General features: G+C 45.0%; 23 protein-coding genes and 1 riboswitch. Of the genes, 9 read left to right on the top strand and 14 right to left on the bottom strand.

Annotated features, from left to right (window positions below):
• Entirely contained in the window at positions 1-819 is an 819-nt protein-coding gene (gene apaH, locus AAC853_RS07095) for a bis(5'-nucleosyl)-tetraphosphatase (symmetrical) ApaH (protein WP_338884321.1), read from the top strand.
• A 67-nt stretch (positions 820-886) separates the two neighbouring features.
• Here apaH and folA read toward each other — a convergent pair whose 3' ends face one another.
• From folA to nudF, 8 genes are all read right to left on the bottom strand, one after another.
• Positions 887-1,372, bottom strand: coding sequence for a type 3 dihydrofolate reductase (gene folA, locus AAC853_RS07090; protein ID WP_338884320.1), 486 nt, complete (start codon positions 1,370-1,372; stop codon positions 887-889).
• Between the two features lie 246 nt (positions 1,373-1,618).
• A complete protein-coding gene (gene ftsP, locus AAC853_RS07085; RefSeq protein WP_338884319.1) occupies positions 1,619-3,040 on the bottom strand; it encodes a cell division protein FtsP in 1,422 nt (473 codons plus the stop codon).
• 297 nt (positions 3,041-3,337) lie between these two features.
• Positions 3,338-4,075, bottom strand: coding sequence for a 1-acylglycerol-3-phosphate O-acyltransferase (locus AAC853_RS07080; RefSeq protein ID WP_340614066.1), 738 nt, complete (start codon positions 4,073-4,075; stop codon positions 3,338-3,340).
• 83 nt (positions 4,076-4,158) lie between these two features.
• Positions 4,159-6,414 (bottom strand): DNA topoisomerase IV subunit A, encoded by a 2,256-nt coding sequence (gene parC / locus AAC853_RS07075; RefSeq protein ID WP_340614065.1) that lies wholly within the window; start codon positions 6,412-6,414, stop codon positions 4,159-4,161.
• Between the two features lie 52 nt (positions 6,415-6,466).
• Positions 6,467-8,362: a DNA topoisomerase IV subunit B gene (gene parE / locus AAC853_RS07070; protein WP_338884315.1), complete on the bottom strand. Its 1,896-nt coding sequence runs from the start codon at positions 8,360-8,362 to the stop codon at positions 6,467-6,469.
• Positions 8,363-8,435: 73 nt separating this feature from the next.
• A complete protein-coding gene (gene yqiA, locus AAC853_RS07065; RefSeq protein ID WP_340614064.1) occupies positions 8,436-9,044 on the bottom strand; it encodes an esterase YqiA in 609 nt (202 codons plus the stop codon).
• A complete protein-coding gene (cpdA, locus tag AAC853_RS07060; RefSeq protein ID WP_340614063.1) occupies positions 9,044-9,886 on the bottom strand; it encodes a 3',5'-cyclic-AMP phosphodiesterase in 843 nt (280 codons plus the stop codon). Before cpdA ends, yqiA begins: the two co-directional genes overlap by 1 nt.
• Before the next feature lie 97 nt (positions 9,887-9,983).
• Positions 9,984-10,625 carry an ADP-ribose diphosphatase gene (gene nudF / locus AAC853_RS07055; RefSeq protein WP_338884310.1) on the bottom strand — a complete coding sequence of 214 codons (642 nt, stop codon included), beginning with the start codon at positions 10,623-10,625 and terminating at the stop codon, positions 9,984-9,986.
• 218 nt (positions 10,626-10,843) lie between these two features.
• On the opposite strand from nudF, the gene tolC reads away from it, so the two are divergent.
• The 3 genes from tolC to AAC853_RS07040 all read left to right on the top strand — a co-directional run bounded on the left by tolC (position 10,844) and on the right by AAC853_RS07040 (position 14,236).
• Positions 10,844-12,208, top strand: coding sequence for an outer membrane channel protein TolC (gene tolC / locus AAC853_RS07050; protein WP_340614062.1), 1,365 nt, complete (start codon positions 10,844-10,846; stop codon positions 12,206-12,208).
• A 186-nt stretch (positions 12,209-12,394) separates the two neighbouring features.
• Positions 12,395-13,069, top strand: a complete 675-nt coding sequence (locus AAC853_RS07045; protein WP_340614173.1) for a DUF1190 family protein — start codon at positions 12,395-12,397, stop codon at positions 13,067-13,069.
• A gap of 6 nt (positions 13,070-13,075) precedes the next feature.
• Positions 13,076-14,236, top strand: coding sequence for a glutathionylspermidine synthase family protein (locus tag AAC853_RS07040; RefSeq protein WP_338884308.1), 1,161 nt, complete (start codon positions 13,076-13,078; stop codon positions 14,234-14,236).
• 5 nt (positions 14,237-14,241) lie between these two features.
• On the opposite strand, the gene ygiD is transcribed toward AAC853_RS07040, so the two are convergent.
• Both ygiD and ribB read right to left on the bottom strand, forming a co-directional pair.
• Positions 14,242-15,018 (bottom strand): 4,5-DOPA-extradiol-dioxygenase, encoded by a 777-nt coding sequence (gene ygiD, locus AAC853_RS07035; protein ID WP_340614061.1) that lies wholly within the window; start codon positions 15,016-15,018, stop codon positions 14,242-14,244.
• A gap of 315 nt (positions 15,019-15,333) precedes the next feature.
• A complete protein-coding gene (gene ribB / locus AAC853_RS07030) occupies positions 15,334-15,987 on the bottom strand; it encodes a 3,4-dihydroxy-2-butanone-4-phosphate synthase (protein WP_340614060.1) in 654 nt (217 codons plus the stop codon).
• 118 nt (positions 15,988-16,105) lie between these two features.
• Positions 16,106-16,291: riboswitch (FMN riboswitch) on the bottom strand.
• 155 nt (positions 16,292-16,446) lie between these two features.
• Between ribB and ubiK the strand changes: the two genes are divergently transcribed.
• Complete coding sequence (gene ubiK, locus AAC853_RS07025; RefSeq protein WP_338884303.1) at positions 16,447-16,722, top strand: ubiquinone biosynthesis accessory factor UbiK; 276 nt, start codon at positions 16,447-16,449, stop codon at positions 16,720-16,722.
• 87 nt (positions 16,723-16,809) lie between these two features.
• On the opposite strand, the gene hldE is transcribed toward ubiK, so the two are convergent.
• The 3 genes from hldE to AAC853_RS07010 form a co-directional block, all read right to left on the bottom strand.
• Positions 16,810-18,234: a bifunctional D-glycero-beta-D-manno-heptose-7-phosphate kinase/D-glycero-beta-D-manno-heptose 1-phosphate adenylyltransferase HldE gene (gene hldE, locus AAC853_RS07020; RefSeq protein ID WP_340614059.1), complete on the bottom strand. Its 1,425-nt coding sequence runs from the start codon at positions 18,232-18,234 to the stop codon at positions 16,810-16,812.
• Between the two features lie 126 nt (positions 18,235-18,360).
• Entirely contained in the window at positions 18,361-21,213 is a 2,853-nt protein-coding gene (gene glnE / locus AAC853_RS07015; protein WP_340614058.1) for a bifunctional [glutamate--ammonia ligase]-adenylyl-L-tyrosine phosphorylase/[glutamate--ammonia-ligase] adenylyltransferase, read from the bottom strand.
• 43 nt (positions 21,214-21,256) lie between these two features.
• A complete protein-coding gene (locus tag AAC853_RS07010) occupies positions 21,257-22,228 on the bottom strand; it encodes a CYTH domain-containing protein (protein ID WP_338884298.1) in 972 nt (323 codons plus the stop codon).
• Positions 22,229-22,510: 282 nt separating this feature from the next.
• On the opposite strand from AAC853_RS07010, the gene AAC853_RS07005 reads away from it, so the two are divergent.
• Both AAC853_RS07005 and AAC853_RS07000 read left to right on the top strand, forming a co-directional pair.
• The gene (locus AAC853_RS07005; RefSeq protein ID WP_340614057.1) at positions 22,511-23,131 is read left to right on the top strand and encodes a TIGR04211 family SH3 domain-containing protein; all 621 of its coding nucleotides are present in this window, start codon (positions 22,511-22,513) and stop codon (positions 23,129-23,131) included.
• Positions 23,132-23,146: 15 nt separating this feature from the next.
• Complete coding sequence (locus tag AAC853_RS07000; protein ID WP_340614056.1) at positions 23,147-24,313, top strand: multifunctional CCA addition/repair protein; 1,167 nt, start codon at positions 23,147-23,149, stop codon at positions 24,311-24,313.
• Positions 24,314-24,354: 41 nt separating this feature from the next.
• Here the strand turns inward: AAC853_RS07000 and folB are convergent, their stop codons facing one another.
• Positions 24,355-24,708, bottom strand: coding sequence for a bifunctional dihydroneopterin aldolase/7,8-dihydroneopterin epimerase (gene folB / locus AAC853_RS06995; protein ID WP_338885511.1), 354 nt, complete (start codon positions 24,706-24,708; stop codon positions 24,355-24,357).
• A gap of 109 nt (positions 24,709-24,817) precedes the next feature.
• Here folB and plsY point away from each other — a divergent pair, with 109 nt between their 5' ends.
• Positions 24,818-25,477, top strand: a complete 660-nt coding sequence (gene plsY / locus AAC853_RS06990) for a glycerol-3-phosphate 1-O-acyltransferase PlsY (RefSeq protein ID WP_338884295.1) — start codon at positions 24,818-24,820, stop codon at positions 25,475-25,477.
• 448 nt (positions 25,478-25,925) lie between these two features.
• Positions 25,926-26,441, top strand: a complete 516-nt coding sequence (locus AAC853_RS06985) for a hypothetical protein (RefSeq protein WP_338884293.1) — start codon at positions 25,926-25,928, stop codon at positions 26,439-26,441.
• The last annotated feature ends 1 nt before the right edge of the window (position 26,442 follow it).

Below are 26,442 nucleotides of genomic sequence, written 5' to 3'. Positions count from 1 at the left end.
ATGTCTACATACCTTATTGGCGATATTCACGGTTGTTATCGTGAATTTCGTTCCTTGTTAGAACAAGTCAATTTTAATCCCAGTGACGACACCTTATGGTTAACAGGCGATTTAGTCGCCCGTGGTCCTGACTCATTGGCAGTACTTCGCTACATTAAGCAACTTGGCTCCGCGGTTAAACTGGTGTTGGGCAATCACGATCTGCATCTGTTGGCGGTTTACGCTAAAATCAGCCGCAATAAACCGAAAGACTTGTTAGATGAATTACTCACAGCACCAGATGTTGATGAATTAATAAATTGGTTGAGAAAACAGCCAATGCTGCAAGTTGATGAAGGGCTGAAACTCGTCATGGCACATGCAGGGATTACCCCACAATGGGATCTGGAAACAGCTAAAATATGTGCCCGTGAAGTGGAAGCCATTCTTCGCAGTGACAGTTATCCCTTGTTTCTCAATGAAATGTATGGGGATATGCCGAATAATTGGACACCAGAGTTAAGCGGACTTGCTCGATTACGTTACAGTACCAATGCGTTGACCCGGATGCGTTATTGTTTTCCACATGGTCAATTAGATATGAGTTGCAAAGCAAAACCGGAAAATGCGCCTGCCCCGCTAAGACCTTGGTTCGAATTACCACGCCGCATTCCTGAAGACTATTCCGTCGCCTTTGGTCACTGGGCAGCCCTGGAAGGCCAGGGGACACCTGCTGGTATCTATGCCTTAGATACGGGGTGTTGTTGGGGAGGTAAATTGACCCTGCTTCGTTGGGAAGATAAGCAATATTTCAGCCAAAAGTCATTACTCAAATCATAAGTCTGATAAATAATAAACCTGCCTATGACACTGGAGTGCCCCAAGGCACTCCACACGTAAGATTAACTCAATCTCGGCGTTCCAGAATTTCAAAACAATAACCATGGGAATTGTTTTCATCTGCATCGTGATATTCGGTAAACGTTGAATTCCATTCATCAGGCTCATAATCAGGGAAATGCGTGTCACCAATCACTTCTGCATCAATGTGAGTCAGATACATACGATGAGCCAGAGGAATAAATTGTTCATAAATTTTTCCTCCTCCCATCACCATCACTTCTTTAACATCGCCAGCGGCAGCTAAAGCAGCTTCAATAGAGTTAACCCAAGTAACCCGATCATCATTTGCAGGTTGACTGCTGATCACGATATTCAGGCGCCCTGGCAAAGGACGGCCAATCGACTCATAAGTCACTCGCCCCATTACAACCGGCTTTCCAAGTGTATTGCGTTTAAACCAGGCTAAATCACCCGGCAAAGTCCATGGCATGGCATTTTCCATACCGATAACTCGATCCATAGCCATCGCAGCAATCAAGCTGATAATCATTAAATCACCTTACAGCCAAGTAGTATGAAAATTTGGGACACTATACGGAAAGGGTTACTCTCAGTCGATATGATTAACAATTTATTACAAACAAATAGTTAGTTTACCCGCTAATTGTTAAACAAGCCGCTGTTTAACAGCTTATTACTTAACAATAAGGCAAAAAAATAACAATTTTATTCAATTTTACAGAACATCTATCTAAAACAGCGCCGAAAATGAGTAAAGCCAAAGCAAAAATTTCATTTAAAAACCAGCAGGATCAACAAGTAACTGGCCGGCAACCCCACTATCTGCCATCTCTAATATCTGGCTGTAATACATGAAAGGAAAATGTTCATAAGACGGCTGCATCATATTAACCAGCAACTCTGCCCGGTTATCAATCCAAACGGTATCTTTCCAACCATAATCCTGTGGCTCTGGACGGTTACCATTCAAGCTAATGACTTTAAACCTGACCCCTTCAATATGGAAAGGCTGGGGTACTGACGTTGTGACTATCCAACGTTCCCATGCTTCTTGTTGGCTTGTGATATCGATTCGATGCGCATTCAGCAGTGAACCATTAATCCCTTGAGAATAATCTCCCAAATCAATCTGACGACTTTGAATGGAAGAGTTAATTTGTGGATTATCAACAATAAGCTGAGTCGGTAGTTGATCTGTCACCAGAGGGAGCAATCCGCTGGCTTTCAGGGTTAATACTGTGGTCGACAGCAGTTTATTTGAAGACTCAAAAAAGCCTTTTAAACGATCGATTATGCCAGCGGATTCTCCCGCAGTAACGGTAATACTCTCCACTTTCGACATATCAACCAAAACTTCACGACGCTCTCCTGGTGCAAGAGACAATAGCTGAACTGCCACGGGAGCAGGCAGCAAGCCTTGATCAGTGGCAATCATGTAGAAAGGGCGACCATCACTGAGCTGCAATTGATATCGACGGGCATTAGATGCATTCAGGAAACGCAACCTAACCCAACCTCTGGCAACTTCCACAAAAGGATTTTCGACACCATTAACCATCAGAGTATCACCAAGGAACCCTTGATTAGCCGGCGGGTTATATTGCGGTACACCAAAATTATCCAATCGCTTATCTTGCAAGATAACGGGGAAATCATCGACACCATAATGTCTAGGTAAAGGCAGTCTGCGGCTGCTTTCGTCTTCCACCAACCACATACCAGCAAGGCCAGCATAAACATGCCGCGCCATTCGATTTGGGGTATTAGCATGATACCAACAGGTTGCTGCAACTTGATCTATAGGGATAACCGGCGACCAACTTTCCCCCGGTGCCATCAAACGCGCTGAGCCTCCCATCAAGGTTCCTGGCACCAGTAATCCCCCAACTGTCATTGAAACCGGTTCAGACAGCCGATTGCTATAGATCAGTTTGACATCATCCCCTCGGTGAACCCGAATAGTTGGCCCTAAATAATGTCCGTTGATGCCCCAGACTTGAGCCTTATTATGGCCGTTAAACGACCAGGTGGCTTTTTGTATAGCTAAAAACAGGGGTTGCCCTCTGCGAGACTCCAATAAAGGAGGGAGTGGCAATTTTGTTTGTTGATTTTTGTTGGCTCGAACGACAAAAGGAAGTGCCCCTAAACACATTGCCAAACCAGAAGCCTGAATAAATTGGCGCCGACTCAGTGACATACTTTCTCCACAGAAGATCTCCACAGAAGGAATAGTCTCTCTACGATAGAAATAATTTTCACAGCAAGAATAGCAATTCCCAATGATGGCTTAATTCAAATAATGACTGGGATGAATACACTGATATTCTGGCTATCAGGATTTATTATTCTATCGATTGCGTTTAATAAAAACGTTAATTTATTAAACGCAATCATATCGCGAATAGGAAAAAATTCCTAAAATTATCTAAAACTTATAGTGATAATCCGTCCAACATGTGGAAAAACATATTTGAGAATTCCGGCTAATTGATCATCATTTAGATCTACGCTGATTAAGCATCTCGACTTCTTTATCCAATTCTTCAATTTTTGTTTTCATCAATTGTCGGCAGTATTCTGCCAATTCACGAACCTGATCTTTAGTATATTTCGTGGTATCAATCGGGGGCAACATTTCAACAATGACGGTGCCATTATCCCAACGATTTAGTTTTATTTTATCGTGTGTTGTAGAAACACAAACCGGTACAATAGGTGCACCTGCTGCAATGGCGGCATGAAAAGCACCTGTTTTAAAGGGCATCAACCCACGACCACGACTGCGCGTTCCTTCTGGAAACATCCAAACCGAAACCCGATTTTTTCTGATCTGTTCGACAACCTGTGAAATCGTGCCATGTGCTTTTGTCCGATTATCTCTGTCAATCAAAATATTACCTGTCAGCCAATAAAGCTGGCCAAAGAAGGGAATAAAAACCAGGCTTTTTTTGCCCACGGTGACTGTACGTGGCTGCACCGCATTCGACATCGTAACCATGTCGTAATTATTCTGGTGATTGCCGATATAAATGCTAGGCCCATATTCCTGTGCTCCCTCTGGAATACGTTCTAGTAGCTTAATACCAAGCACTTTATGCAATTTGCCAAATGCATGTCCAAAAGTCATAACATGACGTGGGTTGCGTGGGCTGAATAAACAGTAGATACCCCCAAAAATAAAGAGCAGTATTCCAAACAGAATAACAATAATTCCCCGAATGATTGCTAGCATAGTGGCCTCTTGTTGAAAGGCCAGTGTATTCATTACACTGGCCTAAAATTACGATTTATACCTTTCACTCTGCAATTTGCAGCTTAATTGTTTGTATTACAAACCACTTCAACGCGCTCAACACGCTGTAACCCGCGAGGCAGAGGTGCTCCCTTGCGCCCTCTCTCTGCCCTGAATTTCTGTAAATCTTCAGAACGTAGCAGTAACTTGCGTTTGCCAAAGTAAAGCGTGATGGAAGATTGTGGTGGCAATACCAGTAACCAAGCCAACATATCTTCGCCTGATGCAGCCTGTGCCGCCGGAATAGAAACAATCTTATTGCCCTTGCCCTTTGAAAGCTGTGGCAAATCAGTCACTGGAAACATCAACATACGGCCCGCTTTGGTAATCGCCAGTAACATGTCTTCCTGTTCGTTGTTAATCTCCAACGGCGGCATCACCTTGGCATTTTCAGGCAAAGTAATCATCGCCTTGCCCGCTCGATTCTTGGCAATCAGGTCATTGAAAGTACAGATAAAACCATATCCTGCATCAGATGCCATCAAGAATTTCTGTTCTTCTTTCGCCATCAAAAGATGCTCAACCGATGCCCCAGCCGGCAACGCCAGTTTGCCCGTCAACGGTTCTCCCTGCCCTCTGGCTGAAGGTAAATCCAACGGATCAACCGAATAACTGCGCCCTGTAGTATCAATAAAGACCACGGGCTGGTTACTCTTGCCACGTACCGCACTGCGGAAGCTGTCACCAGATTTGTAATTTAAGCCAGCCGGATCAATCTCGTGCCCTTTCGCACTACGTACCCAGCCCATTTCTGACATAATGACGGTAATCGGCTCAGATGGCAGGATGTCATGATCACTCATGGCCTTCGCTTCCGTGCGCTCTTTCAGTGGCGAACGACGGTCATCACCGTAGCTTTCTGCATCAGCAATAATCTCTTTTTTCAGTAACGTATTTAACTTACGCTCAGAACCCAAAATCGCCTGAAGTTTATCACGTTCTTTCGCCAGCTCATCCTGCTCGCCACGGATTTTGACTTCTTCCAGTTTCGCCAAATGACGCAATTTCAGTTCAAGAATGGCTTCTGCCTGCGTTTCGGTTAAGTCAAAACGCTGCATCAATACTGATTTCGGCTCATCTTCATTGCGAATAATGTGGATGACTTCATCAATATTAAGATATGCCGCCAGTAAACCTTCCAGGATATGCAAACGCTTAAGCACTTTTTCCAGGCGATAATTCAAGCGATTACGCACGGTTTCACGACGGAAAATCAGCCATTCACTAAGGATCTCAACCAATCCCTTAACCGCAGGACGATTATCCAAACCGATCATGTTGAGATTGATGCGATAGCTTTTTTCCAGATCGGTGGTTGCAAACAGGTGGTTCATTACCTGCTCAACATCCACGCGGTTAGTACGTGGAACAATCACTAAACGGGTTGGATTTTCATGATCAGACTCGTCACGCAGATCATCCACCATCGGCAATTTTTTCGCCCGCATTTGGCTGGCAATTTGCTCTAATATCTTTGCGCCAGATACCTGGTGAGGCAAGGCGGTGATAACTACGTTACCTTCTTCTTTCGACCAAACCGCCCGCATCCGCACCGAACCTCGGCCATTTTTGTAGATCTTGCGGATATCTTCTTTTGACGTGATGATCTCAGCTTCTGTTGGATAGTCCGGCCCTTTGACATATTCCATCGCCTCATCAAGCGATAGATCTGGTTTATCCAACATGGCAATCAGTGCATTCGCAACCTCACGCGCATTGTGTGGCGGAATGTCTGTTGCCATACCCACGGCAATGCCGGTGGTGCCATTGAGTAAGATATTAGGCAGACGTGCAGGCAAACACTTAGGCTCCTGCAATGTACCATCAAAGTTTGGCACCCAATCTACGGTTCCTTGCCCCAACTCAGACAGTAACAATTCGGCATATTTAGACAAGCGAGATTCGGTATAACGCATCGCCGCAAAGGATTTTGGATCATCCGGTGCGCCCCAGTTTCCTTGCCCATCGACTAACGGATAGCGGTATGAGAAAGGTTGTGCCATCAAAACCATAGCTTCATAACAAGCTCCATCGCCATGCGGGTGATATTTGCCGAGAACATCACCGACGGTACGGGCAGATTTCTTAAATTTGGCACTGCTGCTCAGCCCAAGTTCTGACATCGCATAGACAATACGACGCTGAACGGGCTTTAAGCCATCACCGATAAAAGGCAACGCCCTGTCCATGATGACGTACATGGAGTAATTCAAATAGGCATTTTCAGTGAACGTGTGAAGCGGCTGACGCTCCACACCATCGTGAGTTATCTCACTCATGTATTAATTTCCTCAGGATCTATATTGACTACCTTTGCGCTCAATTCATGCGCTAAACTTCGATATCGATGGAATCGCCCTTCTCTTGCAGCCAATTACGGCGATCTTCTGAACGTTTCTTTGCCAGAAGCATATCCATGACAGAGAGAGTTTCTTGGTAATTTTCATCGTCGATAGTCAATTGCACCAGACGGCGAGTGTTAGGATCTAACGTGGTTTCGCGCAACTGTATTGGATTCATTTCTCCCAATCCTTTAAAGCGCTGAACGTTCGGCTTACCCCGCTTACGGCTCAGACGATCCAAAATAGCGTTTTTTTCCCCTTCATCCAGTGCATAATACACTTCTTTGCCGAGATCAACGCGATACAGCGGTGGCATTGCCATGTAGACATGCCCACGTTTCACCAATGTCGGGAAATGACGGACAAACAGGGCGCACAGCAATGTTGCAATGTGTAATCCATCAGAATCTGCGTCCGCCAGTATGCAAATTTTACCGTAGCGTAGTTGGCTTAGATCGTCACTATCCGGATCAATACCAATCGCAACAGAAATATCATGAACTTCCTGCGAAGCCAGAACTTCATCCGAGGAGACTTCCCATGTATTCAGGATTTTTCCGCGCAGTGGCATGATCGCTTGAAACTCACGATCACGAGCTTGTTTCGCAGAGCCTCCCGCGGAATCCCCTTCCACTAAAAACAGTTCAGTAACATTGAGATCTTGCGCAGTACAGTCTGCCAATTTACCCGGCAAGGCAGGGCCATTGGTCAGCTTTTTACGTACTACTTTCTTCGCTGCCCGCATTCTACGCTGCGCACTGGCAATCGCCATTTCAGCGAGTTGCTCCGCATCTTGAATATGCTGGTTCAGCCACAAGCTGAATGCATCTTTTACCACGCCAGAAACGAAAGCCGCAGACTGGCGAGAAGAGAGACGCTCTTTGGTTTGGCCGGCAAATTGCGGATCTTGCATTTTAAGCGATAGCACATAAGCACAGCGCTCCCAAATATCATCGGCAGAGAGTTTAACCCCACGTGGCAATATATTGCGGAATTCGCAGAATTCACGCATGGCATCCAATAACCCCTGACGCAAGCCATTAACATGGGTGCCGCCTTGTACCGTTGGGATCAAGTTGACGTAGCTTTCCGTCAATAATTCTCCACCTTCCGGTAGCCAGAGCACTGCCCAATCAACTGCTTCAGTATCTCCACTTAATGTGCCGACAAAAGGGGCTTGTGGCAATGTGACCAGCCCGTTGACGGCTTCCAGCAGGTAATCTGTCAACCCATCGGCATAACACCATTTCTGTTCGGTATCGTTCAGTTTGTCTTTAAAAACGATCTCAACACCCGGACACAGTACCGCCTTGGCTTTCAGCAAATGCGTCAAACGGGTGGCAGAAAAACGGGGTGTATCGAAATAGTTTTCATCTGGCCAGAAATGGACACTTGTTCCAGTATTGCGTTTGCCACAACTGCCAATAACTTCCAATTCTTGTACTTTTTCACCATTTTCAAAGGCGATTTGGTGTACCTGACTGTTACGACGAACAGTCACCTCCACACGTTTGGAGAGGGCGTTAACTACCGAGATCCCAACCCCATGCAAGCCACCAGAAAATTGGTAATTTTTATTAGAAAATTTTCCGCCCGCATGCAAGCGGGTCAAAATCAATTCAACAGCAGAAACTTTTTCTTCAGGATGGATATCAACCGGCATACCACGGCCATCATCTATCACTTCCAGAGACTGATCGCTGTGAAGGATTACTTCAATATGCTTCGCGTGACCAGCCAGAGCTTCGTCCACACTGTTATCGATCACTTCCTGTGCCAGATGATTCGGACGGGCTGTATCAGTATACATTCCGGGACGACGACGTACTGGCTCCAGGCCACTGAGGACTTCAATGGCCTCTGCGTTGTAACTAGATTGAGTCATGTTGTAATTCTGTCGGTTGCTTCGTTATTAGAGGGCCAATCAGTATTGATATACTGTTGATAATACCAGTCGCTTACCTATTTTTGGCAATTTTTTTACTATTGCCACTGGTTAGCCCTAAGAAGTCAATGATTTGAGGGAAATAATATTCGAAACCAATAAAAGCATGATTCCCACCAGATTCAACCGTCTGTCGGCACTGCATCAGATAAGTAACAGCCTGACGGTAATCGAGCACTTCATCCCCTGTTTGCTGCAATAACCAAATGAGATCCGGCGATTCCAGCGGGTCAATGTGCATCACTTTGAGATCATGTATGTGGCTTGGTTTGAGAGTATAACGCTCTTCGGTATAAGGATTCACGTTTTCCCCAAGATAATTCTGAAGCAAGTCGAAAGGACGTACAGCAGGATTGACAACCACGGCGGGCAAACCAAAGCACTGGGAAAGCCAGATAGCCAGATAACCGCCCAGAGAAGAGCCTACCAGCCCAATATTTTCACCGGCATGTGCCATCACCAGTTCTTCCAGTAAGATAGCCGCATCTTCGGGATAGGGGGGCAATTGTGGCACCAGCATGTCAATTTTAGGGTGCTGCTGGTGTAGCCACGCTTTCAGCGTATTCGCTTTCGCTGATTGAGGGGAACTATTGAAACCATGTAAGTAGAGTAATATCGACATTAATACCCGTCCGAATCTAAATCCGGGCAAAATTCGTTACTCTTAAGTCTGTGAACCTGTGTCTGCAATTTCGCTTCTTTATTATTGCCAGTCACAGACAGTTCGAGATAACGCCACCCCGGAGCCACTGTATCAAGCATAAAATTAGTACAATGTGGCTTAAATTGCACACAGGTTGATGGGGTTGCCATAACACGAATACCGTTCCAAGTTTCATCAACTTCTTGATGGATATGCCCACACAGTATGGCTTTCACTTGGGTTTTGCCTTTCAAACATTCTGATAATTCGGGAGCATTACGCAAACTGTGTTGATCCAACCATGTGCATCCAGACGGAATCGGGTGATGGTGAAGCATAATTATCGCATGGCGATCACTGTGTTCATCCAGACATTTTTTCATCCACTCAAGCTGATAATCCGTCAATTCGCCATGAGGAACACCTTGCACCTGACTGTCCAGCATTATCAACTGCCAATGCTGTCCGATAACTATCTGCTTGGAAGGTAAAATGCCTGCTGCTGCCAACGTGTCAACCATCGCGGGTTGATAATCATGATTACCGGGTAACCAAACACAAGGTGCAGGTAAACGCGCAATGCCATCAGCAAAATGCTGGTAAGCATTGATGGTCTGATCTTGTACCAAGTCACCTGTCGCAACGATCAAATCAATATCGAGATTTTGCTGCAAGATCATATCCAATACCGCATGATAACTGCGATAGGTATTGACTCCCAGCAATGAGTCTCCCTGATTAGCAAAAAGGTGCGTGTCGGTAATTTGCAGTATTCTGGCTGTGGCGCCTTCTGCCACAGGTACTTCAAGCAGGCTTTCCAAAAGGTTTCCTTTTCCTGTCGATCATAAGGATGATTTTAACGTGTCTTTATGCAAAAGATCTGCTGGCTGGGGCACACTTCCCGTTTTCCAACATAAATTAGGAATGATTACCCAACCACTTTTTCCTAAGTTTTTCATGGTGCAATGCCAGCCACTGTATTGCAATAACTGACGCCGCATTATCGATAATGCCCTCTTCTACCCACTGATAGGCTTGCTCGCGACTCACAACCAGAACGCGAATATCTTCATGCTCACCTTCCAAACCATGAACCCCTGAGGCAGTGGTGGCATCGACTTCACCGACAAAGATATGCATGCGCTCTGTCGTACCGCCAGGACTGGAAAGATAACTTAATGCCGGCTGGCAGCGTTTAACCTCAATTCCTGCCTCTTCTACGGCTTCGCGACGGACAACCTGTTCAGCATCTTCTCCCGCTTCGATCATGCCAGCAATCACTTCCAGCAGCCACGGCGTATGACTGGTCTCAATCGCCGGAATACGGATTTGTTCAATCAAAACAATTTCATCGCGCACTGGATCATAAGGCAACAAAACGCCGGCATGACCTCGCTCAAAAACTTCACGTTTAATGGTTTCACTCCAACCACCACGAAATAGACGATGCTGGAATTGATATTCTGTCATTTTAAAAAAACCGCGATAAAGCGTTTTTTGAGAAATAACTTCGACGTCTTGTTTAGTAAAAGTATATGGCGAGGCAAGATCTTTACTCATAAAATCTCCTGATTAGTTTTTAAAATTTCCTATTATTAAAAGGTATTTTTTTATATTGATCTAAATAAATTCATTTTGATGATACAAGCAAGCAGAAAAATGAGACAATATGGCACAAACAGCCACCCTACCCTGCTGGCATTCTCTGCTAGAATCTGTGGTATTAGTTTTTATGCAGAGGCAACTTAAGCAAAATAGCTGCACAACAAGGAACGCAAATGAAAAAATTGCTCTCTCTTTTTATCGCTATGAATCTGGTAGGTTTTAGTACTTCAAGTTATGCTGCGGATTTACTCCAGATTTATCAGCAGGCAAAAGAAACAAACCCTGAATTGCTTAAGGCACAGGCCGACCGTAATTCAGTAGTTGAAAAGATTAATCAAGCTCGTAGCTCTTTATTGCCCCAATTAGGTCTGAATGCGGGTGTCAATTATGGCAAAGGTTTTCGCGATGCCAGAAATTCAGAATCTCATGGCACAAATGCGAGTCTGCAACTGACGCAAACCATCTTTGATATGGCAAAATGGAATCAGCTGAATCAAGCAGAGAAAAATGCGGGTATTGAAGACATCAAATATCAAGCAGCTCAACAGCAATTAATCCTCAACACTGCACAAACCTATTTTGACGTTCTGAATAAAATTGATACATTGACATTTACCGAAGCGCAAAAAGCTTCACTGTACCGTCAACTGGATCAAACCACTCAACGTTTTAATGTCGGTCTGGTTGCCATTACTGACGTGCAGAATGCCCGCGCTCAATATGACTCGATTCTGGCAACCGAAGTTTCTGATCGCAACAACCTGGAGAATGCGCTGGAAAAACTGCGTATGATTACAGGCAATTACTACCCACAGTTGGCTGCACTAAATATTGATCTGTTCAAAACCAACCAACCAGAATCGGGTGATAAAGTGCTCAAAGAAGCAGAAATCCGTAACCTGAATCTGTTGTCAGCCCGCTTAATGCAAGATCTAAGACGCGAACAAATCAAAGAAATGCAGACAGGCTATATGCCAACGGTTAATTTAAGCGCAGATACAAGTATTACTAACGATCATACGCGCGGAAATAAACGAATAGACGAATATAGAGGCGGTAATAGCGTTAAGCTTTCTTTGAGCTTACCGCTGTTCAGTGGCGGAGCTACCTATTCTCAAGTAGAGCAAGCGAAATATAATTTTGTCAGCGCCAGTCAGGACTTGGAAAATACGTATCGTAAAGTCACACAAGAAGTGCATTCTTCTACCAATAACATTGCTGCTGCGATCAGTAGTGTTGACGCCAACAAACAGGCGGTACTCTCTGCACAAAGTTCATTGAATTCAATGGAAGCCGGTTATCAGGTAGGAACCCGCACAATCGTCGATGTGCTGGATTCGACAACTAAACTTTATCAAGCCAAGCAGAATCTGTCTAAAGCACGTTACGACTATTTGCTTTCCCTGTTACAAAATAAACAGGCACGCGGCGTTTTGAATGAAAATGATTTGCTAGAGTTGAATAAGATGCTAGGCGCACAGATCTCAACCTCTGCCAGCAATATCATTAAAGAGATGAAAACACCATCAGTTCGCTGAATTAATGCACTATCGTTCTCAATTGAAAAACGTTATATTAAAAACGCTATACTAATAGAAAGCAGCCGGCGATTTATCGGGCTGCTTTTTAGCACATCCCTGAGAGCCGTTCCCATTGAACACAATAAAATGGGGTAAGGCTCTTAATCTTAACCAGAGACCTTCAAGATGGATGCCCCTATGACAATGAAACGGACAAAAGAGATAAACCGCGATTCTTTCCGTAAAATTTGGCAAAGCTATCGTCTGACACCTGTAGCGCTTGCTGTCAGTGCCGTTTTCATGCTTTCCGCCTGTGAACAAAATGATGAAACGGTATCACTCTATACAAATGCCGATGAGTGCTCCCAGGCGAATCCTTCTCAAAGTGAACAATGCAAGACCGCCTACAACAACGCCCTGAAAGAAGCGGAAAAAACCGCACCGAAATATGCGACTCGCGAAGAGTGTGTGGCTGAATTCGGTGAACAACAATGTACGCAAACCCCAGCTCAGGCGGGTGTCGGTCAGCAGGCTCAGGCACAAAGTAGTAGCGGCAGTTTCTGGATGCCTTTGATGGCAGGTTATATGATGGGACGCTTAATGGGCGGTAGCTCTGCACCATCACAACCGTTGTTCACATCACAATCAGCTTCCAGCCCAGCAAATGGTAAGTTTGTTGATGCGACAGGTAAAAGCTATGGCCCAGCCACCGCAGGTGGTCGCAGTATGACCGTGCCAAAAACGGCGATGGCGCCAAAACCAGCAACCACAACCACGATTACCCGTGGTGGGTTCGGTGAATCCGTGGCGAAACAATCTGCCATGCAGCGTTCATCTGCCAGCTCAAGTTCCAGTTCTTCCCGCTCTATGGGTGGTTAATCAAAGATGAAACGCATTGGTATTACCGAACGCCCGGATTGGCGCGAAAAAGCAGCAGAGTTTGGTTTTAATTTTCACACCATGTATGGTCAGCCTTACTGGAGTGAAGACGCTTATTACCAGTTCACCCTGGATCAAATTGAAGAAATTGAAGATGTAACGGCAGAACTGCACCAAATGTGTTTGCAGGTCGTGGAAAAAGTGGTCGATAGTGAAGAGTTGCTGACTAAGTTCCAGATCCCAAAACACTGTTGGGAATTTATCCGCTCTTCATGGGTCACCAGTCAACCTTCGCTCTATTCCCGCCTGGATTTAGCTTATGATGGCAAAAATCCCCCCAAGTTACTGGAAAACAACGCCGATACCCCAACGTCACTGTATGAATCGGCTTTCTTTCAGTGGATCTGGCTGGAAGACCAAATAAATGCAGGCAACCTGCCGTCAAATGCTGATCAGTTCAACAGCCTGCAAGAAAAGCTGATTGAGCGTTTTGCACAGTTACGTGAAAAACATGGGTTTGGCCTGTTGCACATGGCCTGCTGTCAGGATACTGAAGAAGATCGTGGCACCATCCAATATTTGCAGGATTGTGCTGCGGAAGCCGGTATTCCTACCGAATTCCTGTTTATTGAGGATATCGGTTTAGGGGAGAAAGGACAGTTTACTGACTTACAGGATCAAGTGATCAGTAACCTGTTTAAGCTGTACCCGTGGGAATTTATGCTGCGTGAGATGTTTTCCACCAAATTGGCTGATGCGGGCGTCCGTTGGCTGGAACCCGCATGGAAAAGCATTATTTCCAACAAAGCACTGCTGCCAATGCTGTGGAAAATGTTCCCAAATCATCCAAACTTGTTGCCTGCCTATTTTGCGGATGAACGCCCTTCCGACATGAATAGCTATGTCATTAAGCCACTGTTCTCCCGTGAAGGTGCCAATATTCGCATCATTGAAAATGGCCATGAAATCGCCAGTGCGGATGGCCCTTATGGGGAAGAAGGCATGATTATCCAACAGTTCCACGCATTGCCAAAATTTGAGGGTAACTATGCGCTGGTCGGTAGCTGGTTAGTGGATGATCAATCTGCGGGTATCTGTATCCGTGAAGATCGTGAGCTGATTACTCAAGATTTGTCACGCTTCTACCCGCATATTATTTTGGATTGATTCAATCAGCCGACCTGAATCGATAACATACTTAAAGAGCCGTCTTCAATTCCTTCAACGGGTGTTGAAATTGGCTCTTTTTTATTCCATGTCCCCATCACATACAGCAATGGCAAAAAATGTTCTGGTGTTGGGTTAGATAATTGACCATCTTCCCTATCCAGGGCATTAAACAAAGGATGAGGCTCTTCCAGGCTGGTTAAACTTTCACGCACAAACTGCTCAAAAGAGAGTGCCCAAGGAAAAGGTTCTGCCCCCAGTTTTGCGGCCGGCAGGTTATGCACAATATTTCCACTCCCCAGGATTAAGACGCCTTCATCTCGCAGTAATACTAACTTTTTACCTATTTCATAATGAAAAGAAGCTGGTTGATTACAATCCATACTCAGTTGGACAACCGGAATATCAGCATCAGGATACATTTTTGCTAATATTCCCCAAGATCCATGATCCAATCCCCATTGTCCAAAATCAGTCTCGACCTCAATCGGTTCAAGAATATCCTGTACCAATACAGCAAGTTCAGGAAAACCTTTAGCCGGATACTGTTTTTCATGCAATTCTCTGGGAAAGTGACCAAAATCGTGGATAGTTCTGGGCTGTGCCATCGTTGTCACGGCTGTACCCTTCGTGTACCAGTGCGCAGAAATCACCAAAATCGCCCTTGGCCTGGGTAATTTATTCCCCAGTTTAAACCAGGCTCGTGAGTAACAGTTATCTTCAATGGCATTCATTGGGCTGCCATGACCAATGAATAGAGCAGGCATTCTCAGGAGACTCATTTTCGCCCCTTATACAACAAATTAAACATTCGAATAATGAATTCGGATTATGATAAAAAAATTATGACAGGATTAAGACATTCCTTCCTTGAATATCGTCAATCAAAAATGATGGAGTGCCTTAGAAATATTAAAAGGCTACAGGGTGTGGACTGTAGCCTTCCAAAGTACATGCGTATGTCTCCCCATCTTTCAAGTTACCCTATTACTGCATGGCAACTCAAAACCTGTTGAGTATAACCGATATTTCCTGCCCTAATCTGCTCTCTATTCAAATTAAAAAACAAGATTAATTAGGGATTCTTTTAAAACCCGTTAGCTGACTGCCTTTGCCATTTTTAAACGGTAATCTACCAAATCTTCAATAGTGACTACCGGCATATTATGCTGTTTTGCAAATTCAATCACTTCAGGGGCTCGAGCCATTGATCCATCGTCATTTGTCAATTCGCATAGCACACCTGCTGGTTTAAACCCCGCCATTTTGACCAAATCAATGGTCGCTTCGGTGTGACCGCGACGGGTCAAAACTCCTCCTGGTTGCGCACGCAAAGGAAAAACGTGTCCAGGTTGGTTCAGATCACTGGGTTGTGCATCATCGGCAATAGCGGCCTGGATCGTAGTGATGCGATCTGCCGCAGATACCCCTGTTGTCACGCCTTGCGCAGCTTCAATTGAGACCGTGAAAGCGGTTTGATATTGGCTCGAATTGTTTTCCACCATCATGGGTAATTTTAACTGCTGACGGCGTTCTTCGGTCAAACACAAGCAAACAATTCCACTGCCGTGACGGATAGTTAACGCCATTTGCTCTACCGTCATTGTTTCGGCGGCGAAAATCATGTCGCCTTCATTCTCACGGTTTTCGTCATCCAGTACCATCACCCCCTGACCCGCACGCAAAGCAGCAAGCGCACGTTCAACACGTTCAAATGGCGTCCCATATGAGGAAAGTAGCGTCTGATTCATGGTAAAGAACCTCTTTTTGATATATGAATTACCAGAATCAGGGCAATTTTGAGGAGTTCGTGCTGCACAAAAATACGGCAACAAAAACAACAGACAAGTGCAAGCACTCGATTGATGCTGTTATTCTCTCCCATCCGGACTATCACCGTCGGCTCCAGAATCACACTGGATCTGCTGACCTCTGTTTTATCCCCATAAAACAAAGGGATAATGACAAACAGAGCGCTCGCGGGCTGCATAAAATGATCATTCGATATTTTATGTTACCGCCGGTAGGGACTTTCACCCTGCCCTGAGATAAACGATTTCACTATAACGCTAATAATCGGCAGGAGCAATCAGCAAAATCAAATATGAAACCTGGCTCTCAATCATTTATGCTTTCGTCATAGGGTATTAAAATGTTGCCAATACCGTTACGTTATAAAACACTATTACAGTATATAAAGGATGATCACCATGCTCGATCCAAAGAAAATTGAACAAATTGCTCGCCAACTCCACAATTCCATGCCAAAAGGTGTCAAAGAATTTGGCGATGATATGGAAAAAAAATTTCGTGCGGTTCTGCAATCCCAGTTAAGTAAGTTAGATCTTGTTAATCGCGAAGAATTCGATGTTCAGACACAAGTTTTGTTGCGTACCCGTGAAAAATTAGCAGCAATGGAACAACGCCTGAATGAATTGGAAGCTCGTCTCGAAGAAACAGACAAAAAAACACAGCAAGCTGAATAATGTAGTGTAAAAAGAATGTTGTGAGGAAAATTGTGTAAGGAGGATGCCGCTATGCAGCAAAAAGCATAACGGCACATGATGCAAAACTTACTGGCTCTTAATGGTCTTGATGATATTGGTTGTGGAAATACCGTCTTCGAAGTTCAATACCTTAACTTCACCACCCGCCGCCCAAACTTCTTCGCTACCCGCGATCTCTTCAGGCTTATAATCACCACCTTTGACCAAAATATCTGGCAGGATATCCGCAATTAAGCGCTGCGGTGTATCTTCCTCAAATGCCACAACCCAGTCCACAGATTCCAGCGCTGATAACACTGTCATGCGTTGTTCCAGCGGATTCACCGGGCGGGTTTCCCCTTTCAGGCGCTGAGTGGATGCATCACTATTGACGGCTACGATCAAACGATCCCCCAATTTACGGGCGTTGGATAGGTAAGAAACGTGTCCCGCATGGAGGATATCAAAACAACCATTCGTCATGACAATCCGTTCACCACGCTGACGCGCCTGTGCGACGGCTTCTTTCAGTTTGGCTTCACTCATTACGCCAAATCCAGTTTCTGCACGTCCACGCACCGCATTTTCCAGTTCAACCGGCGATACAGTGGAGGTTCCCAATTTTCCAACTACCACACCGGCCGCTGCATTAGCAAGGTAACAGGCTTCGTTTAGCGGCTTGCCCGCAGCTAATGCCGTTGCCAATACACCTATCACCGTATCTCCTGCGCCGGTAACATCAAAAACTTCTTGTGCCTGAGTTGGCAAGTGCAGGGGCGGCTGCCCAACTTGCAATAAACTCATACCTCTTTCAGAACGTGTGATCAACAGCGCTTTTAGCTCCAAATCCTGCACCAGCTTCGTGCCTTTCTGTACTAAATCATCATCATCCTGGCAGTACCCTACAACAGCCTCAAACTCTGACATATTTGGCGTCAGCAATGTGGCGCCCCGATAGCGGCTAAAATCACTGCCTTTTGGATCGATAAGCACAGGAACATTCGCTTCATTGGCGAGCTTAATCATCGCCTGAATCTGGCTTAGCGCCCCTTTAGCGTAATCCGACAGTACCAAAGCGCCAATATGTGGCAAGGATTGCTGAATTTTTTCCAGCATCGGTTGGGCATCTATATTCTGGAAACCTTCTTCAAAATCCAGACGCAATAATTGTTGATTACGCGATAAGACGCGCAGTTTTGTAATTGTTGGATGAGTTGGGACAGAAACAAAATCACAACGGACTTTCACACTGCTTAGCTTCTCACTCAATGCCCGCGCTGCATCATCAATACCCGTCAAGCCGACCAAACGTGAATTCGCCCCCAAGGAAGCAATATTCATGGCAACGTTAGCCGCACCACCAGGGCGTTCTTCTATAGTTTCGACCTTAACCACCGGAACCGGTGCTTCCGGTGAAATGCGGCTAGTTGGGCCATACCAATAGCGATCTAACATCACATCGCCAACAACCAAAACACCTGCGCGGTGAAAATCCGGGGGGGTTACTTTCATCCCATGCTCCAAATATCAAAATAAACTGTTGCGGATATTACCATAACCAGACTTAGTGCCAGCAAACTCGATCAGGAAAAACGACTATGTCAGCGGCTATCCTAATCCCTTATGCGCTAAGATTATTTATTCAATCTTGTCGTTCTCTAACCATTTTTGCCAGCTATCATGTACCAATGCTTGCTGCTGGCTGAAATGTCCAACGGAAACTTGGCTGGATAACGCCTGCAACGCTAAATGATGCAATTCATCACGCATGGTAATGTAAGCTTGCGTCAACGCCATCGCTTCTTGCTCGTCCATAATATTATGCTGCGCCATTAATTCGAAAATTCGAACATTATCAGACCAACGGGTCAACCTGGCATTTTCTGGCGCATAACGCAGAACCTGATATTGAGCAATAAATTCAATATCCGTGATCCCCCCTGGATCAGCTTTGATATCAAATTGATCTTGTCGATGGCTGCCCAAGTGCCGATGCATTTTTTCTCGCATCTCACGAACCTGTTGACGCAAAAGATCGGGATCGCGAGGAAGGCATAAGGTTTCACGGCGAATACGTTCAAAATCACGCCGCATTTTCTCATCACCGAACACCATGCGTGCACGAACCAACGCCTGATGCTCCCAGGTCCATGCTTCATTTTTTTGGTAATCATCAAAGGCTTCAAGGGTACTGACCAACATTCCCGATTCACCGGATGGCCGCAAACGGGCATCAACGTCATACAATACCCCCGATACAGTTCGGGTACTAAACAGATGAAGGATACGTTGGGCAAGACGCAAATAAAACTGGCGAGCTTCAATGGAACGGGCACCGTCTGTCATCATCCCCATTGGGCAATCCAGCAAGAACACCAGATCCAAATCAGAACCATAACCCAGCTCCCAGCCGCCTAATTTGCCATAACCAATAATGGCAAAACCCAACCCTTGCCGCTGGGATAAATGAGCAGGTGCGCCATAGCGTTTTACCATTTGGTTCCACGCTAGCTGCACAACAGCCTCAATAATGGCTTCCGCAAGATAAGTCAGGTGATCACTGACTTTCATCACAGGCAAGACGCCCGCAATATCTTCTGCTGCAATCCGCAATAGTTGTGCCTGCTTAAATTGACGTAAAGCCTCCAGCAATTGCTCTTCGTCGTCTTCAGGAAGGCGCAATAAATATTGATAAAGCTCATCACGATAAGCATCCATCGGCAACGGTTGATACAGTGATTTGGGATCGAGTAGCTCATCCAGCAACAACGGATGTCGAGCAAGCTGGCTGGCGATCATCGGAGAAGCAGCACAGAGCCGGATAACATGGATCATGACCTGTTCTGATTCCAGTATCAGCTCCAGATACGTCGTGCGGCTGACGATACTGAGCAACAGAGAAGTAATCCGAGCCAAAACGGTATCAGCATCTTCCCTGACTGCAATTTTTGCCAACAAACGTGGCATTAACTGGTCAAGCACATCCCTTCCCCGTGGGCCAATGGTGCGCTTACTGACGTCCTGACGAAAAAGCGCCATAACATCAAGCATTTTCTGGGCTTTTTCTTTATCAAGATGAGGAATCAATGCGATAAGTTCATCTGTATTCAAAACTTCCTGCCATAAACTCTTGAACGGGATATGGCCAGACTCTTCACTATGCTCTTCTACTTCATCGCCAATCAATTGTCGGAAAATACTTCGCACCGCACTCATTTTACGTTCGGTTTCTGCCATCAAGTCATCCCAATTGGCAAAATTCATGCCCCAAGAGAGACGAGCACGATCCAACTCATTATCCGGTAAGGTCTGCGTTTGTTGGTCACGTATAGATTGCAGCAAGTTTTCAAGCCGCCGCAAAAACAGGTAACTTTCCTCAAGCTGCTTTAATTGTTTCGTTGGCAATAAAGCCAAATCGTCGATAGCCTGCAATGTCGGCAACAAAGAACGAGATTGTAAGCTCGGCTCCCTTCCTCCACGGATAAGCTGAAAAACTTGGGTGATAAACTCAATTTCACGAATTCCACCCGCACCTAATTTAATATTGTCTTTTAATCCCCGACGACGGACTTCCCGTTCAATCATGCCTTTCATATTGCGCAAAGATTGAATTGCACTGAAATCGATATAACGACGGAAAACGAATGGCCGCAACATCTGGCGCAACTCCTGGCAATAAACCTGCTCATCATTGCCCAAAATACGCGCTTTCACCAAAGCATAACGCTCCCAGTCACGCCCTTGTTCCTGATAATAATCTTCCAATGCCGGAAAACTGAACACTAAAGGGCCACTGTCACCAAATGGACGTAATCTCATATCGACACGATAAACAAATCCGTCTACGGTTTTTTGATCCAGTGCCTTAATTAATTTCTGCCCCAATCGAGTAAAAAACTGGGAATTATCCATTTCCCGACGCCCACCCTGCGTTACGCCATTTTCTGGATAAGCAAAAATAAGGTCAATGTCAGAGGAAAAATTAAGCTCTCCACCCCCCAATTTTCCCATGCCCAAAATCAGCAGTGGCTGTACTACTCCATCACGATTGGCAGGTGTTCCCCAATCCTGACAACAACGCAGATAAAGCCAATCACGGGCGGCTATAATCAAGGTTTCGGCCAACATACTTAATTGCTGCAATGTCTGTTCTGTCGTACTGCTTTGCAATGCCTGCGACCATGCAATCCTGACTAAGATCCGATGGCGGAAAAGTCGTAAACACCGCATTAAACCATGTTCATCATTTACCGCCAGCAGCACTCGTTCCAACCAATGGGAATAATGTTGCCACTCTTCCGGTTGGGGAGGATTTTGGCGAATATCCTCTAGCCATGCGGGATGTGATAACACGTTTTCTGCCACAAACTCACTCAATGACAGCACCGCCTGTTCATCAGGTGAAAAGGGTGTGATTGTCTCTCCTAATGGCGGAAGATTCGTAATGATATGCTGTAATTGTCGGGCTAAAGGCGATGAAAGTGGCCGCATAACTGGTTCTTCCTTATGACCGTTTTTTAAAAAGTAAAAGGGATTATCGGGACTGAGCCAGCAGCCACTGCATTAATGCCAGCTTACATTGCAACCAAGAAGCGCTATAACACAAGGTTTCAGAAGACAAGATTTCAGCCCTCGCATTGTTCATGGATAAAGCCGCCTTTAATTCCAGCAATAAGTCCAAGATCGGTAAACGTTCAGTTTTTCTTTCAACCAGCTTTATTACCCACTGCAAAACCTGCGCTAGTCCTGTTTTACCTTCTGGTAAACCCACCAGCCATCCTTCTTCTTGCTCCTGCCATTGCGCCAAAATTTCAGGTAGAAGCACAGACCATGGCTGCTGCCATTCCAACTCGTTTGGTAATTTTGGCAATGTCTTATGGGACAAACCATGGACAAGCGCATATCCCCGGGCAGCTTTACTTTTATTGGCTAAACGCAGGCCATTCTGTGATGCCAGTTTGTTTGCCAATGACAGGATATCGATAATATTGCCGTTTTTCAGTTCCAGCTCAAACTCACAAATAGGTGATGTCTGATCGCATGAATCTTTATTGCCAGAAAAAATCGTACCTTGATCCAATACCACTTCAATTTCGCTTTCTCCATAGGTCACGAGCCATTTTTCACGGCTAAAGTCGGTACTGAATAATTCCGTCAATTGTGCCTGTAAATGGGCGAGATCGGTATTTTCAGGCCAGATAAGTGCAGGAAACAGTGTCAGGTCTAATTTAGGCTGGGATAACGGGATGTTGAATTCAGGGCGTTGGTGTAACCCACCTATTACTTTACCCGCCGTTTTGATAGTCATCTCATATTGCCCATCAAAACCCCGGATACGCAACCCCATATCCCAACGTCGCAATTGATTATCTGGCGTCTCAAAATAAATATTAGTCAAGTGTTGTGGTGCAGTGTAATCATGAGGAAACTGAAATAATTGCTGGCGAACTGCCGGTATTGCATCAGGCTTCACGGACAGTTTCAATTCTATTTCTACAGAACTCATATTTTTTATTCCTCAATGGATATTACAGAATTCGTTCTTAATCCTGTTTACACTTTCTTTCACAGAAGAGAAAAATAAACCACAATAGGGTATTATCTCAACAAACATCACTTTCTCTTCGCCAAAAAAAACTTAAAAAGCGTGTATTCGGTCAGTTGATTCGCATTCATTCTGGTTTACTGATTGCGCCCACAAACTTAACTCTTTACTATCCCTTGGGTAGTTTAAATTACGATTGTCCATACTTGATTGATCCACACACAAAGAACAGTTGAGCACAGAATGCAAAAACTACATCGATTATTGATCTTGTTATTGAGTTTCTCTCTTCCATTATCCGTACACGCTGAAGAAAAACGTTATGTTTCCGAGGAATTATCAGCTTATATTCGTAGCGGCCCCAGCATTAAAAACCGTATCATTGGCTCATTGAATGCCGGCGAAGAAGTCATATTAGTCAGCCCTAAATCAGATAATGGTTTCCTGCAAATTCAGGATCGCAAAGGGCGTACAAGCTGGATACTCGCAAATGAACTCAGCGCCATTCCAAGCCTGCGTGAGCGCCTTCCTGCAATGGAACAAGAGATCAAAACACTGACTGAGAATCTGGCCACCATTGACGATAAGTGGAATAAGCGTACCGCTGAATTGCAGAACAAAGTGGCAAACAGCGATAAGATCATCAGTGATCTAAAAAAAGAGAATGCCCAGCTCCAGAGCAAATTAACCGTGGCTGAGAAAAAGGTAGAAGTGGCCAATTTGCAGTTGGATGATAAACAAAGAGAAATCATCTTGCAGTGGTTTGCCTATGGCGGTGGGGTTGCGGGAATTGGCCTGATTTTGGGGCTTATATTGCCACACATTATTCCTCGTCGGAAAAAGAAAGATCGTTGGATGAGCTGATTTAAGGAAATAAACGTGAAAGTCTATTTGGTTGGCGGCGCCGTTCGCGATCAATTATTAGGCCTGCCTGTCACCGAACGGGACTGGGTTGTCGTTGGCAGTCACCCAGAGGAACTACTATCTCAGGGCTATCAGCAAGTTGGTAAAGATTTTCCTGTCTTCTTGCATCCCAAAACTCATGAAGAATATGCTCTGGCACGCACTGAAAGAAAATCCGGTCAGGGATATACCGGTTTTAGCTGTTATGCCGCTCCCGACGTGACGCTGGAAGAAGATCTGCTGCGCCGTGATTTAACGATTAACGCTATTGCACAAACTCGTGAAGGTGAATTGATCGATCCTTATCATGGTGCCAATGATCTCAACAATCGTATCTTGCGCCATGTCTCCCCTGCATTTGCAGAAGATCCATTGCGAGTGCTGCGTTTGGCTCGTTTTGCGGCCCGTTTTGCCCATTTAGGCTTTTCAATTGCACCTGAGACCCAAGCGCTCATTACATACATGGTCGCAAGTGGTGAATTATCCTCATTAACTCCTGAGCGCGTTTGGAGAGAAACTGAAAAGGCGCTCACTTCACAATCACCACAAATCTATTTTCAGATTTTGCGTGATTGCAGAGCATTGGCTGTACTCTTTCCTGAAATAGATAACCTGTTCGGTGTTCCTCTGCTTGAACATGATGCTGGACTTCATTCATTAAGCGTTTTGCAGATATCCACCCAATTGAGCGAAGAGACAGACATTCGTTTCGCCTCACTATGTAGCCATATCGAAATAACGTCGCTGAAACAAATGTGCGAACGACTACGTATTCCCAACTCGGCACGCGACCTAGCCACGATTGTGACGCAATATCACAATTGGGTACATACCGTAGAACAATTACCGCCAGAAACCTTGCTGAGCTTGTTTAATGCCGTGGATGCCTGGCGTAAACCACAACGTATTGAACAACTCATTACCTGTAGCGAAGCAGACAACCGTGGATACCCAGAAGCAGAAACTTCACCTTACCCACAAGCTGAGTATTTACGCAACGTGTTCGCCATTGCCAGCCAAGTCAGCGTCCAGGAAGTGATTGCCCGTGGATTTCAGGGAGCCGAGATCCGCACAGAATTGGAACGTCAGCGACACATTGCCATCGCAGACTGGAAACAACAATCGATTCCCCCATCCATTTAGCGTCCCAAACCATTCATTAATAAATTGGGACGCTTTTTCAATTAGCCCGCACTTCGCTCAATCACTACGCCGACGCTTTTTGCCTGTGCAACCGCACCGGGTTTACTGACCTTAACCTTGACCCAAGGAGAATGAAATTGGTTTAGCAAAATACCTGCCACTTCTTCTGCGGCTCGTTCGACCAGAGCAAAACGTTGGCCTGCCACGTGATTAATAATCGCCTCGCTCACCTTGGCATAATCCAGACAGTGCTCAACATTATCACTGGAGGAGGCTCGTCTGTTGTCCCATCCCATTTCGATATCGAACACTAATTTCTGTTTAATTGTTTGTTCCCAGTCATAAACACCAATAGTGGTAATCACCGTTAATTCTTCAATAAATACGATATCCATCACGACCTTTTCCCCATTTTTCGGTTCGCCAGATACCACTTCCGACGAAATGTGCGTATTATCCATTGTTAGACTGAAGAAAACGACCCTTATTCATTGGAGATATCTTATGAGTGCAATCGCGCTTAGCATGATCATCTTCGCGTACTTATGTGGCTCTATATCTAGCGCGATATTGATCTGCCGTTTGGCAAGACTTCCCGATCCCCGCCAGCATGGCTCCGGTAACCCTGGGGCAACAAATGTACTGCGCATCGGTGGTAAATGGGCTGCATTAGCAGTACTGGTTTGTGATGTCCTAAAAGGGCTAATACCGGTTTGGCTGGCATACAAACTCAACGTTTCCCCATTTTATTTAGGTATTACCGCTATTGCTGCCTGTCTGGGACATATTTATCCCATCTTCTTCCACTTCAAGGGAGGAAAAGGCGTTGCAACCGCTTTCGGTGCCATTGCTGCCATCGGTTGGGATCTAATGGGTCTGATCACAGGAACATGGCTGCTAACAGTGCTGTTAAGTGGCTATTCCTCATTAGGTGCTATCGTCAGTGCACTAATTGCACCTTTCTACGTCTGGTGGTTCAAACCTGAGTTTACTTTTCCCGTTGCCATGTTGTCATGTCTGGTACTTATGCGTCATCACGATAATATTCAACGCCTCTGGCGAGGACAAGAAAGCCGTATCTGGCAGAAATTGAAAAAGAAACAGGAAATGACCGATAAAGAAAAAACCCAAGCAACTCAAGAACAAAAGCAACACGAGGACTGACCACTATCTGTAAAACAAAAGTGTAAACCCCTTCCCCCTTTTGGGATAACTGTAGTGATTGCAAATATCAGTTTTATGTGTAATGTAAAGATTGGTGGCTAACTTCTGGGGAATAAGATTTGTATTCCGTACATATTCCCCCATACAGATAACAGACTGCTTTATCTGCTTACCCAATGGTTAGGATCAAATCCTTCATCAGCCTAATACGTCAAAATTTCACAGCAATGAATATGCATATTTTCCCATCAGAAATATCCCCCCTAACTTTCATTAGATAAAAACCTTATTTTTCAATAAATTAATTACAATAAAATATTCTCAATACTCTTTCATAATTTAATTACAGCCAAGCCAAAAACAAGTATAGCGGGTGGATATGATCTTGTTTTCTATCACAAAAGAATGCACTATTATATCCTTTTTTTTATTGTGATAGGAAATAAGAATGAAAATTAAATCATTATGCATCTCAGTAATCGCCGCTTCTTCTATTATCATTAGCGGATGTCAATCCAATGCTGATTCATTTGCAGCAGATGTTTATGACACAACTCAATTAAATGCAAAACAGGAAACAAAGACAGTGAATATCATTTCTGTGCTTCCTGCCAAAGTTGCTGTAGAAAACAAATCCAATAAACAGGCAGCTCAAACATTTGGCGCCATTCTTGGTGCAGTAGCTGGTGGTATTGCAGGTTATAACGTAGGTTCTGGTTCCAATCTGGGTACCGCAGCGGGTGCAGTAGGTGGTGGGGCTGTTGGTGCAGCCGCGGGTTCATTAGTCAAGGATAAGGTATTGGTTGAAGGTGTTTCCCTGACATATAAAGAAAAAACTAAAATTTATACCTCCACTCAAGTTGGTCGTGTATGCCAATTCACGCCTGGGCTGGCTGTCATTATTTCAACTAAACAAAATGAAACCCGCATTCAGCCTAATGCCGCTTGTCCAGATAAAAAATAAT

Origin of the sequence: Xenorhabdus thailandensis (assembly GCF_037996785.1) — a bacterium.
Classification (GTDB): Bacteria; Pseudomonadota; Gammaproteobacteria; order Enterobacterales; family Enterobacteriaceae; genus Xenorhabdus; species Xenorhabdus griffiniae.
The sequence above is the reverse complement of the archived record's forward strand: the minus strand, read 5'-3'. Positions and strand labels throughout refer to the sequence as shown.